Below are 12466 nucleotides of genomic sequence, written 5' to 3' on the forward strand. Positions count from 1 at the left end.
AAGGGCGCCCCCTCTTATCGTGTCAGACCGACAAAGCCGGATCACAGTTTGAAGGTCTTGACCTCGTTGCCTCGCGCGATGGTCCGGTTGGCGAGGAAGCGTCCGGCTTTAGCCGCCTCCTGCTTCTCCACTTCGAGATGGCGCAACATCGCATCAAGACGCCGAAGCGCCAGCGCCTTGTTGCGGTGCTGGGAGCGCTCGTCGCGCGCCGTCACCACCAGACCGGTCGGCCGATGCAGAACACGAACCGCGCTATCGGTCGTATTCTGGTGCTGCCCGCCCGGTCCGCCAGCCCTCAGCGTCTCGAAACGCAGATCGGCGGGATCGATCGTCACCTCGCCGCCGTTCGGTTGTGAATCGATACGCTGAACGGCGACATACCAGTTTTGCCGTTTGTGACCCGGACGCGCCGGGCTCTTGAAGGTGAACCGGATCGTGCCGCAATAGTCGCTCGCGATCTGCTCCGCCCCGGCGCCGTCGAGACTGACAATCGCGGACTTCGCGCCGTGTTGATCCGGCATCGGGCCAAGGCTGGCTTCGAAAGCGCAGCCTAGCCCGATCGCCTCGCGCTCGAGGATACCGAGAAGGGCAGAGAGCGCGATACGGCACTCCACCGGGCCGTTGCCCGAAGTCACGAGGAGATCAATAGCGCTCATGGCCACGTCCTCCTTCCCTGCGATGATCGGGTTTGCGCCGACGCTGTTCGACCTCCGCTTCGTCGACCGCCTTCTTGAAGGTAACAAGCGGCCGCAAGCTGGCGAGCCCGACGATCAGCCCCCCATTTTCGAGATCGCTCGCCACCTGCCCGGCATCCTTGTAGGCGGATGCTGCCTCCTCGACGACCAAGGCGCGATCGTCGCAGATGGCGACCCCGCCCCAGGCATTGCGCAGCAGCTGTTCGCGTTCTGAGCGGTTGCGGCCGACACGCCCATGCATGGTGGCGCGGTCATATTTGCGACCGGCTCCATGGGAGATGCCGCCGAGCGAACGGCCGACACCATCGGTCGCAAGAACCACATGGCTGAGGCTCGCCCGCGATCCCGCAATCGGTGCGAGTTCACCTGGCCTGACCGCCGCAGCGCCCTTGTAATGCACGAACCCGCGATCGCTGCGACGAACGAGATTGTGCGGTATGTCGGCGACGAGGCTGAGATCGGCACGAAGTGCTGCAGCCGCCCGCGCGGCGATCAGCCGCCGGTTCAGCGATGCCCAGGCAACACAGCGGTCATGGCTCGCAAGCCAGGCGCCGCCCGCCTCCGATCGGGGATCGAGACCGGCGACGAGCCCCGGATGAGCAGCCACCGCCTCCGAAAAGACGGCGGCGCCAAGGGCGCGCGAGCCGGAATGAACCAGCAGATAGAGTTGCTGATCGTCGAGACCCGCAATGCGTCCGCCCTCGGCAAGATCTTCCACGGCCTGAAGCTCGCAGAAATGGTTGCCGCCGCCGATCGTGCCCAGGGCACCCGGTGCCAGATCGGCTGGCAGACCAGTCTCCGCAAGCAGGTCGGAGACATCCCCGATCACCTGCGCTTCAAGCCGGCGAAGCCGCTCCGCCGCCTTGTCGATCTTCAGCTTGCGGAGCGGCAGGTCGAGAGCGAAGAGCGACATGCCGCAACCGATATCGTTGCCGATCAGCAGCGGGTGCAGCCGGGACGACAACAATGCCACGCCGGTCGCACCGTATTTGCCGGGGTGCAGATCCGGAAAGGCGGCGATTTCCAAAACGCCCGGCAGGCGGGACATTTCGTCGAGTTGGTTCAAGGCGGCGCCTTCGATCCAGGCGCTGCCGGAAAAGAAACGGTTGATGACCGCCGGATGTGCCGACGGCGTCATCGGGGAGCTATCGCTCCCAATGGAATTGCCCATGATAAAGAACTCTGGATATGAGTGGTCTTTCATCGCCAAAAACGGCGATGTTCAACCGGCATTCATCGGCCCGTTGGCCGAGTTAAGCCGAAACCCTCTCGGGGCGTGCGGAGATAGTCGTCATCGTGGCGCTCCCTTTCCAGAAACAATCGAGAGCGCCCCTTTAGGCGAAACGAAGTCTCAATGCAAGCATGAAGCGCGTTGGCCGCCGAATGACTTCCGATAGGCATTGGGGCTCGTACCCAGCCGCTTGCGGAAATGATGCCGCATTGTCGCCAGCGTACCGAAGCCGCTTGAGATCGCGATATCGTCGAGCGATACCGCAAGTTCCCTCTCCAGCAGATCGCGGGCATGCCGCAGCCGCTCCTTCAGTAGCCATTCGCCGACGCTGAGACCGGTCGTCGCTTCGAAACGGCGCTGGAAAGTGCGCATGCTCATGCCCGCTCTTTTGGCAAGCAGACTGATCGGCTGCTCCTCGGCAAGGCTTTCGCGCATCCATTCGATCAACGGCCCCAGGCGGATACCCTCGCGTTCCTCAGGAACCGGCGCGTGAATGAACTGCGCCTGCCCGCCTTCCCGGTGCGGCGGCACGACGAGGCGGCGGGCGACGCTGTTGGCGGCTTCCGAACCGAAATCGCCGCGCACCACATGCAGGCAGAGATCGATGCCGGCAGCACTGCCTGCCGCCGTCAGCAGGCTGCCCTCGTCGATGTAGAGAACGCCTGCATCGAGCGTGATGTCGGGGTAACGGGCGGCGATCGAGGCGACATAGCGCCAATGCGTCGTCGCCCTGCGATTGGCAAGCAACCCCGATCCGGCCAGAACCGCAATGCCGGAGCAGAGCGACATGATGCGCGCGCCGCGCTGATGGGCTTCCCTCAGCGCTTGGGCGAGCGGCTCGGGCACCGGCGCATCGATCGCCCGCCAGCCGGGCACGATGATCAGATCCGCCTCATCAAGGATCTCCAGACCCTTGTTGACCGCGACCGTCAGCCCTCCGGCGGCGCGAAGCGGCCCCGGCTCGATGCCGCAGACCGAGAAACGATACCAATCCTCACCCATCTCCGGGCGCGGCAGGCCGAAGACCTCGTAGGCGATGCCGAATTCGAAGGTGCAGAGCCCGTCATAGGCAAGCGCTGCGACCAGCGGCCCTTTCGTCTGCAGTGGGGATGAATTTGGCATGATCTTTACGCTATCGGTCACAATGGCCAATTTCGCAAAGCTGTAACATCGGCGATACCAAACGGCAATTGCAACATGAAAGGAAGACCGATGCCGAGCCCCGTCGCCGAAATCCCTGCCGCCGAGCCCGATCTCGCCGCCGCCCATTATGCCGCCAAGCTCGCCTTCGAAACCGACTGCTCGGATGTCCATGCCGCCTTTGCCGGCGCCAAGGTCGATTTCGTCCTCCTCGACGTGCGCACACCGGCGCTGTTTGCGCAGTCCCACGTGCCGGGCGCGATCAACCTGCCGCACGGCAAGATAACCGCGCACCGCATGTCGGAATGGGCAAAGGACACCCTCTTCGTCGTCTATTGCGCCGGCCCCCATTGCAACGGCGCCGACAAGGCCGCCTTCCGCCTGGCCAAGCTCGGTCTCACGGCCAAGCTGATGATCGGCGGCATAACCGGCTGGGCCGACGAGGGTTTCGCCTTCGAAAGCGAGGCCATTGCCGCCGAATAGGCGACAACGTCCATTCATCGGGCGGTGAGACATCAATCGCGGGAAGCCCATGTTTTTCTATGGGTTTCCCTGGAAATACCCGGATGCTGCAATATATCGCTAGTTCATCGTCAGATGAACGGCAGCCTATGCCCTATTCCTTGAACACGGTTCGCATGTCACTTCGCAGCGTGCTTCGCGCACAAACAGCAGATTGCCACGCCGAGGTCGACAAGCTTTTCGGCGCTTTCGACCTTTCCAATAGAGAGCAGTATAGGACATTCCTGCGCGCCCATTCCCGGGTCGTGCCGGCGGCCGAAAATGCACTCGACGAGGCCGGGGTCGTTCGCCTGCTGCCCGACTGGCCGGAACGAAGGCGCGCGCAGTTGCTGCTTGCTGATATCGGCGAACTCGGCGACAGAATGCCCGAGCGCCTGCCGCCGCCGCCATTGCACGATGAAGCGGCGCTCTGGGGTGCCCTCTACGTCCTCGAAGGCTCCAAACTCGGCGGCGCCTTGCTCGCCAAATCCGTACCCGATGCCCTACCCAGCAGCTATCTCACGCCACGAGGCCCAAAGGGCGCCATCAGGATTTTCATGGATCGACTCGATACAAGCGGCGTCGGCGATCCTGCTGCCGCCGTCGCGGCGGCCCGCACGCTCTTCGATCTTTTCCGCAAGGCCGGGCAGCTCGAACTGGAAGCCGTCTTATGAGCGGCGCGCGCGAACCTGTCGATCTCACCAATTGCGACCGTGAACCGATTCATCAGCTCGGCGCCGTCCAGCCTTTCGGCTTCCTGCTGGCGATATCGCTCGACTGGATGATCACGCGGGCCTCCGCCAATCTGACCGAATTTCTCGGCGTGCCCCAGGCCGATGCGCTCGGCCGTCCGATTTCCTCGCTGATCACGCCGGAGGCGCTCCACACGATCCGCAACAAGCTGACCACGCTGCGCGGTCCCGATGTTGTCGAGCGCATTTTCGACATTGCCCTGCTGCCCGATCAGTCGCGCTTCGACCTTGCCGTGCACGTCATCGAAAATCAGGTCATCCTCGAAGGCGAACGCTGCCAGGAAGAAAAGCGCAACGCCCCCTCGCTTTCCATGCGCAGCATGATGTCCCGCCTCGACCAGACGGAAACGCAGGAAGCATTCTTCCGCGAAGGCGCAAGGCAGGCACGCGCGCTCACCGGCTTCGACCGGGTGATGGTCTATCGTTTCGATGAAGGCGGTTCCGGCGAGGTCGTGGCGGAAGCCGCCCGCAGCGGTATCGGCTCGTTCCTCGGGCTGCATTATCCGGCGTCCGACATTCCGGTGCAGGCGCGCGCACTTTATCTGCGCAACCTGTTTCGCATCATTGCCGATATCGACGCCATTCCCGTGCCGATCCTGCCCGCACTCGACGAGAACGGTCAGCCGCTCGATCTCTCCATGTCGGTTTTGCGTTCGGTCTCGCCGATCCACATCGAATATCTGAAAAACATGGGCGTCGGCGCGTCGCTTTCCATATCGATCGTCGTCGACGGCAAGCTCTGGGGCCTGTTTGCCTGCCATCACTACGGCCCGCGCCTGCCTTCGGCCCAAAACCGCTCCACCGCCGAACTTTTCGGCCAGATGTTTGCCTCGCGCCTCGAAAGCCGCGAACGGCGGCTGGCGCTCGACTACGAAACCAAGGCCCGCCGCATCGCCGACCGGCTTCTCACCTCCGTGGTAGACAATGCCAGCCTGCTCGACGATCCGGCCTGGCTGATCGAGGCGCTCGCCGACGCTATCCCTGCCGACGGCATCGGCGTCTGGATCAACGGCCGGCTGGCTCTTGCCGGCATCGTGCCGGATGAGAGAGCTTTCACAGCTCTCATCCGCCATCTCAACCGCAACGCCGCCGGCCGCATCTATGCCGTCGACAGGCTCACGGAAACATATCCGGATCTTGCCGTCGACGATGCCGTCGCAGGCATGCTCGCCATCCCGATCTCACGTTCGCCGCGCGATTATGTCGTGCTTTTCCGCCAGGAGCAGGTGCGCACCGTCCGCTGGGCCGGCGACCCGCACAAGCCGGTGGACTATGGACCCAACGGCCCGCGGCTGACGCCGCGCAAGAGTTTCGAGGCCTGGTCGGAACTGGTACGCGGTCGCTCGCTGCCTTTCACCGAGGCCGAACGCCGCGTCGCCGAAACGATCCGGGTCACGTTGATCGAGGTGGTGTTGCGGCTCACCGACGAGGCCAGCATGGCGCGCCAGACTGCAAACGAGCGTCAGGAATTGCTGATCGCCGAGCTGAACCACCGTGTGCGCAATATATTGAGCCTCATCACCGGGATCATCCGGCAATCGCAGGCGACCGCGGTCAGCATTGGCGACTACATTCGCCAAATCGAAGGCCGTGTCCAGTCGCTCGCCCGCGCACATGACCAGATCACAAGGGATCATTGGGCGCCTGCTTCGCTGCGGCAATTGCTGCTGGCCAAGACCGCCGCCTATCTCGGCAAAAATGCGCAGCGCATCCAGATGTATGGTGACGACGTGCTGTTGGAACCGCAAGCCTTTTCTACCGCCGCCCTTGTGTTCCATGAGCTGATGACCAACAGCGCCAAATATGGCAGCCTTTCCGGTACCGGCAGCGGCACCGTCGAACTCGGCTGGCATCGCGACGATGAGGGCAATCTGTCGATCGGCTGGCGCGAAAAGAATGGTCCGCCCGTCGTCGAGCCGACACGCCAGGGCTTCGGTTCGACAATCATCCGCCGCTCCATCCCCTATGATCTCGGCGGCAAGGCGGAGGTCCGCTACGTCAGGGACGGGCTGGAGGCCGATTTCAACATTCCGGCGCGCTATGTCGTCGGCTCGACGAGCGAACGGTCAGATCCAATTCCGGTCGGAGCGGCTGAGCGCAACACGGCTCCCGACAATCATCAGCCGCTCCTCGGTCTGAATGCGTTGCTGGTCGAAAACAACCTGATCATCGCCATGGACGGCGAAGAGATCCTCCGCCGACTGGGCGCCGAGGTGGCAACGGCGCCAAGTGTCGCCGAGGCGATGGAAATCCTCGCCGATCGGTCGTTCGATCTGGCGCTGCTCGATGTCAATCTCGGCGACGAGACCAGCTTCGGCATTGCCGATCGGCTGGCAGCCGAAGGCGTGCCCTTCGTTTTTGCCACAGGTTATGGGGAAGGCATCGCCCAGGCGAACAGCCATTCTGGCGCACCGGTGTTACAGAAACCCTATACGATGGAGGGCGTGACGGACATACTGGGCCGCATGTCGTTCCCTCAAAGGCAATAGACCTCAGGTCTCGGATCGATCCGGCCGCAGCCCGCCGATGAAGAGCTGTTCCAGAAATCGAGCCGCATCCTCGAAGCGGCCTTCGCCGGCATGCTCCTGTCCGAGCACGGCGCGCACCTGGACGTCGAAATCCGCGTAATGCTGCGTCGTCGACCAGATGGAAAAGATCAAGTGGTAGGGGTCGCATTTGACGATCTTGCCGGATTTCGCCCAGGCGCGGATCACCTCCGCCTTCTCGTCGACCAGTTCCTTCAGCGGCCCCTTCAGCTCGTCCTCGATATGCGGCGCCCCCTGCAGGACCTCATTCGCGAAGAGCCGGCTCTCACGCGGAAAATCGCGCGCCATCTCCAGCTTGCGTCTGATGTAGCTGCGGATTTCCTCTTCCGGATTGCCCTCGGCATCGAAGGCGCGCAGCGGCTCCAGCCAAGTGTAGAGCACCCGGTCGATCAGCGCCCGGTGCATGGCTTCCTTCGTGCGGAAATAATAGAGCAGATTGGGTTTCGACATGCCGGCGACCTCGGCGATCTGGTCGATGGTCGAGCCGCGGAAGCCGCTTGCCGAAAACACGTCGAGCGCCGCCTCCAGGATCTGCTCTTCCTTCTCCTCCTGGATCCGCGTCCGCCTTAAGGTTTTCGCTGCTCTCGGTATGGTCACAGGCTGTCGTTTCCCCTTGAAATTCAACTTCTTCGCTCAAGTTTTAGCAGGGAACGATCCCCGCCGTTTTCTTGAGCAACTGCCCGCATTTTTATCGGCAATTTTCGTGATTTTCGTCTTGAGCCCGGCGGTGGAAGTTGTAATGTTTACCAATCGGTCAAATATCCGCCAGATGAAAAACAAAGGCAACTGGCGATTTTCCGGCGCTCGACAAAACCAAGAAGAGGCGCGGGAATGGACCACGGGAACAGGCAGGCATGCCCCTTGCATGACTGCCGCAAACAGGTGAGGGCTTGAAGAATGGTGGCAGCACCAGGCGAGAACATGCGCGTCAATGGCGACCGTCTCTGGGACAGTCTCATGGACATGGCGAAGATCGGACCCGGCATTGCAGGCGGTAACAATCGCCAGACGCTGACGGATTCGGATGCCGAAGGCCGCAGCCTTTTCAAGACATGGTGCGACGAAGCGGGCCTGACGATGGGCGTCGACCAAATGGGCACGATGTTCGCCACCCGCCCAGGCACCGATCCCGATGCCTTGCCCGTCTATGTCGGCTCGCACCTCGACACCCAGCCGACCGGCGGCAAATATGACGGCGTGCTCGGCGTGCTCTCAGCGCTCGAAGTCGTGCGCACGATGAACGACCTCGGCATCAGGACGAAGCATCCGATCGTCGTCACCAACTGGACGAATGAGGAAGGCGCGCGTTTTGCTCCGGCCATGCTGGCTTCGGGCGTCTTCGCCGGCGTGCACAGCCTGGACTTTGCCTATAACCGTCGGGATCCAGAGGGCAATCTCTTCGGCGACGAGCTGAAGCGCATCGGCTGGGTCGGCGACGAAGAGGTCGGCGCCCGCAAGATGCATGCCTATTTCGAATATCATATCGAGCAAGGCCCGATCCTCGAGGCCGAAGACAAGCAGATCGGCGTCGTCACCCACTGTCAGGGTCTGTGGTGGCTGGAATTCACGCTGACCGGCAAGGAAGCCCATACCGGCTCGACGCCGATGAACATGCGCGTCAATGCCGGGCTTGCCATGTCGCGCATCCTGGAAATGGTTCAGGGTGTGGCGATGGGCGAGCAGCCGGGCGCCGTCGGCGGCGTCGGCCAGGTCTTCTTCTCGCCGAACTCCCGCAACGTCCTGCCGGGCAAGGTGGTCTTCACCGTCGACATCCGCTCGCCCGATAAGGCCAAGCTCGACCGCATGCGGGCGAAGATCGAGGCCGAGGCTCCTGGCATCTGCGACGCGCTGGGCGTCGGCTGTTCCATCGAGGCGATCGGTCATTTCGCGCCCGTCACCTTCGACGAAAAGCTCGTCACCTCGGTTCGCTCAGCCGCCGAACGGCTCGGCTACAGCCACATGAACCTCATCTCCGGTGCCGGCCACGACGCCTGCTGGGCCGCCAAGGTGGCGCCTGCAACGATGGTCATGTGCCCCTGTGTCGGCGGGCTTAGCCACAATGAGGCGGAAGAGATCTCCAAAGAATGGGCGACGGCTGGCGCCGATGTGCTGTTTCACGCGGTGGTGGAGACAGCGGAGATTGTGGTGTGATGGCTTACGTCGCACCCGGAGCCCCCTCATCCGACCCTTCGGGCCACCTTCTCCCCGCTGGGGAGAAGGGAACGGCGGACGTCGCGGCTTCCCCCTTCTCCCCTCGGGGAGAAGGTGCCCGAAGGGCGGATGAGGGGGCTCCGGGTGCGACGAAAATTATCAAACAGGATATCCGGAAACATCGCACCGACAAAACCGACCAGGCCAGGGCTCTTCGCCGCAATGAAACCGAAGAGGAATACCACCTCTGGAGCGACCTGCGCGCCCGCCGCTTGAACGGCTATAAGTTTGCAAGGCAAATTCCTCTTGGACCGTTCATTGTCGATTTCCTGTGTCGCGAAAAACGACTGATCGTAGAAGTCGACGGCTTCCAGCATGCCGAAAACCTCACCGATCAACGACGAACTGAATGGCTCAATGCAAATGGCTATTCGGTCCTGCGCTTCTGGAATCAGGAAGTCTCACGCGAAAGACGCTCGGTACTCGAAACAATCCTGGCAGCATTGGAAGGCCGGCTTGAGGCCAGCAAGGAAACGCTCAGCTTCTATTCACCAGGCGAATCCAAAGAAATGAAGAGGGAACGATCATGACCACAGTCATCAAGAACGGCACCATCGTCACGGCCGACCTCACCTACAAGGCTGATGTCAAGATCGACGGCGGCAAGATCGTCGAGATCGGCCCGAACCTCACGGGCGACGAGACGCTCGATGCGACCGGCTGTTACGTCATGCCGGGTGGTATCGATCCTCACACCCATCTCGAAATGCCCTTCATGGGCACCTATTCCTCCGACGATTTCGAGAGCGGCACGCGCGCGGCCCTTTCCGGCGGCACGACCATGGTTGTCGATTTCGCCCTTCCCGCCCCTGGCCAGTCGCTGCTCGAGGCGCTGACCATGTGGGATAACAAATCGACCCGCGCCAATTGCGACTATTCCTTCCACATGGCGGTCACCTGGTGGAGTGAACAGGTCTTCAAGGAGATGGAGACCATCGTCCGCGAGAAGGGCATCAACACCTTCAAGCATTTCATGGCCTATAAGGGCGCGCTGATGGTCGATGACGACGAGATGTTCGCCTCCTTCCAGCGCTGCGCCGAGCTCGGCGCGCTGCCGCTGGTGCATGCCGAAAACGGCGACGTCGTCGCCTCGATGTCGGCAAAGCTGCTGGCCGAGGGCAATAACGGTCCTGAGGCACACGCCTATTCCCGGCCCGCCGAAGTTGAGGGCGAAGCCACCAACCGCGCCATCATGATTGCCGATATGGCGGGCTGCCCGGTTTATATCGTCCACACCTCCTGCGAACAGGCGCACGAGGCGATCCGCCGCGCCCGCGCCAAGGGCATGCGCGTCTACGGCGAACCGCTGATCCAGCACCTGACGCTCGACGAAAGCGAATATTCCAATCCCGATTGGGACCACGCCGCTCGCCGCGTGATGTCGCCTCCCTTCCGCAGCAAGCAGCATCAGGATAGCCTCTGGGCGGGCCTCGCCTCCGGTTCGCTGCAGGTGGTCGCGACCGACCATTGCGCCTTCACCACGGCACAGAAGCGCTTCGGCGTCGGCGACTTCACCAAGATCCCGAACGGTACCGGCGGCCTCGAAGACCGCATGCCGATGCTCTGGACCCATGGCGTCAACACCGGCCGGCTGACGATGAACGAATTCGTCGCCGTCACCTCGACCAATATCGCCAAGATCCTCAACATCTATCCGAAGAAGGGCGCGATCCTGGTCGGCGCCGATGCCGATATCGTCGTCTGGGATCCGAAGCGTTCCAAGACCATCTCGTCCAAGGCGCAGCAGTCGGCGATCGACTACAACGTCTTCGAAGGCAAGGAAGTGACCGGCCTGCCGCGCTACACGCTGACGCGTGGCGTCGTCGCGATCGAGGAAAGCACGGTCAAGACCCGCGAGGGCCATGGTGAATTCGTCAGGCGCGAACCGGTGACGGCCGTCAGCAAGGCACTCTCCACCTGGAAAGAAATCACTGCCCCGCGCAAGGTGACGCGCAGCGGCATTCCGGCGACCGGCGTCTGACGATGCTCCATGACAACACGGCCATCAACCGGGGACCACTGCCTTGATGCCAACGACCTCACGCCGGCACCAAAGCGTCCAACTCCGGCAAAAGCACGACGCTTTCCTGCTCGTTCGGATCGGTGCGCGCGATGATCGCCGTGCACGGCGTGCTGCTGAGGTTTGCCGGCAGGTGCGGCACACCGGCCGGAATATAGAAAAGCTCGCCGGCATGGACGACGACGTGCTGCTCCAGCCGGTCTCCATACCAGGTATGCGCCTCGCCGGAGAGCATGTAGATTGCCGTCTCATGCGCCTCGTGCAGATGCGCCTTGGCGCGCACGCCGGGCGGGATCGTCAAAAGATGCATGCAGATGCCCTTGGCGCCGACCGACTCGGCCGCGATCCCTTCGAAATAGCTAAGCCCCTGCTTGCCGTCATAGGCATGGTTGGGGCGAACGATGTGGCAGGTGGGCTTTGATGTCGCGTCCATTCTCTTCCTCCATGAAATGTGCCGCCGGCAGGGCCTGCGGCGATGGTAACATGCAAACCGCCTCCCCGCGGCGAAAACAAGAACGGTCGCATTGATGCAAGCACCCTCCGTCGTATCCGCCAAGGATCTCTGTCTCACCTACCAGGCGAATGACGCCCCGGTGCGAGCACTGAGCGATGTCAATCTCGATGTCCGCAAGGGCGATTTCGTCTCTTTCATCGGCCCGTCCGGCTGCGGCAAGACGACCTTCCTGCGCGTCATCGCCGATCTCGAAAAGAGCACCTCAGGCGAGATTCTGATCAATGGCATGACACCGGAGGAGGCCCGCAAGGCCCGCGCCTACGGCTATGTCTTCCAGGCCCCGGCGCTCTATCCCTGGCGCACCATCGAAAACAATATCGCCCTGCCGCTGGAGATCATGGGTTATGGCGGCGCCGACCGGACGAGGCGCATCGCCGAAGCCCTCGATCTCGTCAGCCTTTCCGGCTTCGAAAAAAAATTCCCCTGGCAGCTCTCCGGCGGCATGCAGCAGCGTGCCTCCATCGCCCGCGCACTCGCCTTCGATGCCGACCTGCTGTTGATGGACGAACCCTTCGGCGCGCTGGACGAAATCGTCCGCGACCACCTGAACGAAGAACTGCTGAAACTCTGGGCCCGCACCAACAAGACGATCTGCTTCGTCACTCATTCCATCCCCGAGGCGGTCTACCTCTCGACCAAGATCGTGGTGATGTCGCCGCGCCCGGGCCGCGTCACGGATGTGATCGACTCGCCCCTGCCGGCCGAACGCCCCCTCGACATCCGCGACACCCCGGAATTCCTGGAAATCGCTCATCGCGTGCGCGAGGGGCTGAGGACGGGGCATAGCCATGAGGTTTAGGCCATTGCGTTCCGGGACCGCCCCCCTCTGCCCTGCCGGGCATCTCCCCCACAAGGG

Annotated in this window: 13 protein-coding genes; 8 read left to right on the forward strand and 5 right to left on the reverse strand. The window is 62.6% G+C overall.

Going from position 1 to position 12466, the window contains the following annotated elements; translation table 11 throughout:
* Window positions 1–41: 41 nt before the first annotated feature.
* The 3 genes from prfH to ftrA all read right to left on the reverse strand — a co-directional run bounded on the left by prfH (window position 42) and on the right by ftrA (window position 3069).
* Window positions 42–656: a peptide chain release factor H gene (gene prfH, locus CO666_RS18725; RefSeq protein ID WP_097613708.1), complete on the reverse strand. Its 615-nt coding sequence runs from the start codon at window positions 654–656 to the stop codon at window positions 42–44.
* Window positions 643–1833 (reverse strand): RNA ligase RtcB family protein, encoded by a 1191-nt coding sequence (locus CO666_RS18730; RefSeq protein WP_245436813.1) that lies wholly within the window; start codon window positions 1831–1833, stop codon window positions 643–645. Before CO666_RS18730 ends, prfH begins: the two co-directional genes overlap by 14 nt.
* A gap of 213 nt (window positions 1834–2046) precedes the next feature.
* A complete protein-coding gene (gene ftrA / locus CO666_RS18735; RefSeq protein ID WP_097613826.1) occupies window positions 2047–3069 on the reverse strand; it encodes a transcriptional regulator FtrA in 1023 nt (340 codons plus the stop codon).
* A 69-nt stretch (window positions 3070–3138) separates the two neighbouring features.
* Between ftrA and CO666_RS18740 the strand changes: the two genes are divergently transcribed.
* The 3 genes from CO666_RS18740 (at window position 3139) to CO666_RS18750 (ending at window position 6808) form a co-directional block, all read left to right on the forward strand.
* A complete protein-coding gene (locus CO666_RS18740) occupies window positions 3139–3549 on the forward strand; it encodes a rhodanese-like domain-containing protein (protein WP_097613710.1) in 411 nt (136 codons plus the stop codon).
* Between the two features lie 155 nt (window positions 3550–3704).
* Window positions 3705–4241, forward strand: coding sequence for a biliverdin-producing heme oxygenase (locus CO666_RS18745; RefSeq protein WP_097613827.1), 537 nt, complete (start codon window positions 3705–3707; stop codon window positions 4239–4241).
* Window positions 4238–6808 (forward strand): HWE histidine kinase domain-containing protein, encoded by a 2571-nt coding sequence (locus CO666_RS18750; RefSeq protein WP_097613711.1) that lies wholly within the window; start codon window positions 4238–4240, stop codon window positions 6806–6808. The genes CO666_RS18745 and CO666_RS18750 overlap by 4 nt, the downstream gene beginning before the upstream one ends.
* Before the next feature lie 3 nt (window positions 6809–6811).
* Here CO666_RS18750 and CO666_RS18755 read toward each other — a convergent pair whose 3' ends face one another.
* Window positions 6812–7489, reverse strand: coding sequence for a TetR family transcriptional regulator C-terminal domain-containing protein (locus CO666_RS18755; RefSeq protein ID WP_085738118.1), 678 nt, complete (start codon window positions 7487–7489; stop codon window positions 6812–6814).
* Here CO666_RS18755 and CO666_RS33695 point away from each other — a divergent pair.
* From CO666_RS33695 to hydA, 4 genes are read left to right on the forward strand one after another with little or no spacing between them, the layout of a single operon-like run.
* Window positions 7479–7751, forward strand: coding sequence for a hypothetical protein (locus CO666_RS33695; protein WP_143540326.1), 273 nt, complete (start codon window positions 7479–7481; stop codon window positions 7749–7751). The two genes, CO666_RS18755 and CO666_RS33695, sit on opposite strands and share 11 nt — an antisense overlap.
* An 11-nt stretch (window positions 7752–7762) precedes the next feature.
* Window positions 7763–9016, forward strand: a complete 1254-nt coding sequence (locus CO666_RS18760) for a Zn-dependent hydrolase (RefSeq protein ID WP_097613712.1) — start codon at window positions 7763–7765, stop codon at window positions 9014–9016.
* Window positions 9016–9606, forward strand: coding sequence for an endonuclease domain-containing protein (locus CO666_RS18765; protein ID WP_097613713.1), 591 nt, complete (start codon window positions 9016–9018; stop codon window positions 9604–9606). Before CO666_RS18760 ends, CO666_RS18765 begins: the two co-directional genes overlap by 1 nt.
* On the forward strand, window positions 9603–11057 hold the full coding sequence (gene hydA, locus CO666_RS18770) for a dihydropyrimidinase (RefSeq protein WP_097613714.1): 1455 nt from the start codon (window positions 9603–9605) through the stop codon (window positions 11055–11057). The genes CO666_RS18765 and hydA overlap by 4 nt, the downstream gene beginning before the upstream one ends.
* Before the next feature lie 58 nt (window positions 11058–11115).
* Here the strand turns inward: hydA and CO666_RS18775 are convergent, their stop codons facing one another.
* Entirely contained in the window at window positions 11116–11529 is a 414-nt protein-coding gene (locus CO666_RS18775) for a cupin domain-containing protein (protein ID WP_097613715.1), read from the reverse strand.
* 94 nt (window positions 11530–11623) lie between these two features.
* Here CO666_RS18775 and CO666_RS18780 point away from each other — a divergent pair, with 94 nt between their 5' ends.
* Window positions 11624–12409, forward strand: a complete 786-nt coding sequence (locus CO666_RS18780; protein ID WP_097613716.1) for an ABC transporter ATP-binding protein — start codon at window positions 11624–11626, stop codon at window positions 12407–12409.
* Window positions 12410–12466 lie beyond the last annotated feature (57 nt).

This window comes from Rhizobium chutanense, from assembly GCF_002531935.1.
GTDB lineage: Bacteria > Pseudomonadota > Alphaproteobacteria > Rhizobiales > Rhizobiaceae > Rhizobium > Rhizobium chutanense.

Excerpts from the sequence above, each read along its gene's own strand:
- CO666_RS18760 (WP_097613712.1), top strand. The coding sequence starts at position 7,763 with ATGGTGGCAGCACCAGGCGAGAACATGCGCGTCAATGGCGACCGTCTC.
- CO666_RS18765 (WP_097613713.1), top strand. The coding sequence starts at position 9,016 with ATGGCTTACGTCGCACCCGGAGCCCCCTCATCCGACCCTTCGGGCCAC.
- CO666_RS18740 (WP_097613710.1), top strand. The coding sequence starts at position 3,139 with ATGCCGAGCCCCGTCGCCGAAATCCCTGCCGCCGAGCCCGATCTCGCC.
- CO666_RS18780 (WP_097613716.1), top strand. The coding sequence starts at position 11,624 with ATGCAAGCACCCTCCGTCGTATCCGCCAAGGATCTCTGTCTCACCTAC.
- CO666_RS18730 (WP_245436813.1), bottom strand. The coding sequence starts at position 1,833 with ATGACGCCGTCGGCACATCCGGCGGTCATCAACCGTTTCTTTTCCGGC.
- CO666_RS18775 (WP_097613715.1), bottom strand. The coding sequence starts at position 11,529 with ATGGACGCGACATCAAAGCCCACCTGCCACATCGTTCGCCCCAACCAT.
- prfH (WP_097613708.1), bottom strand. The coding sequence starts at position 656 with ATGAGCGCTATTGATCTCCTCGTGACTTCGGGCAACGGCCCGGTGGAG.
- hydA (WP_097613714.1), top strand. The coding sequence starts at position 9,603 with ATGACCACAGTCATCAAGAACGGCACCATCGTCACGGCCGACCTCACC.
- CO666_RS18745 (WP_097613827.1), top strand. The coding sequence starts at position 3,705 with ATGTCACTTCGCAGCGTGCTTCGCGCACAAACAGCAGATTGCCACGCC.
- CO666_RS18750 (WP_097613711.1), top strand. The coding sequence starts at position 4,238 with ATGAGCGGCGCGCGCGAACCTGTCGATCTCACCAATTGCGACCGTGAA.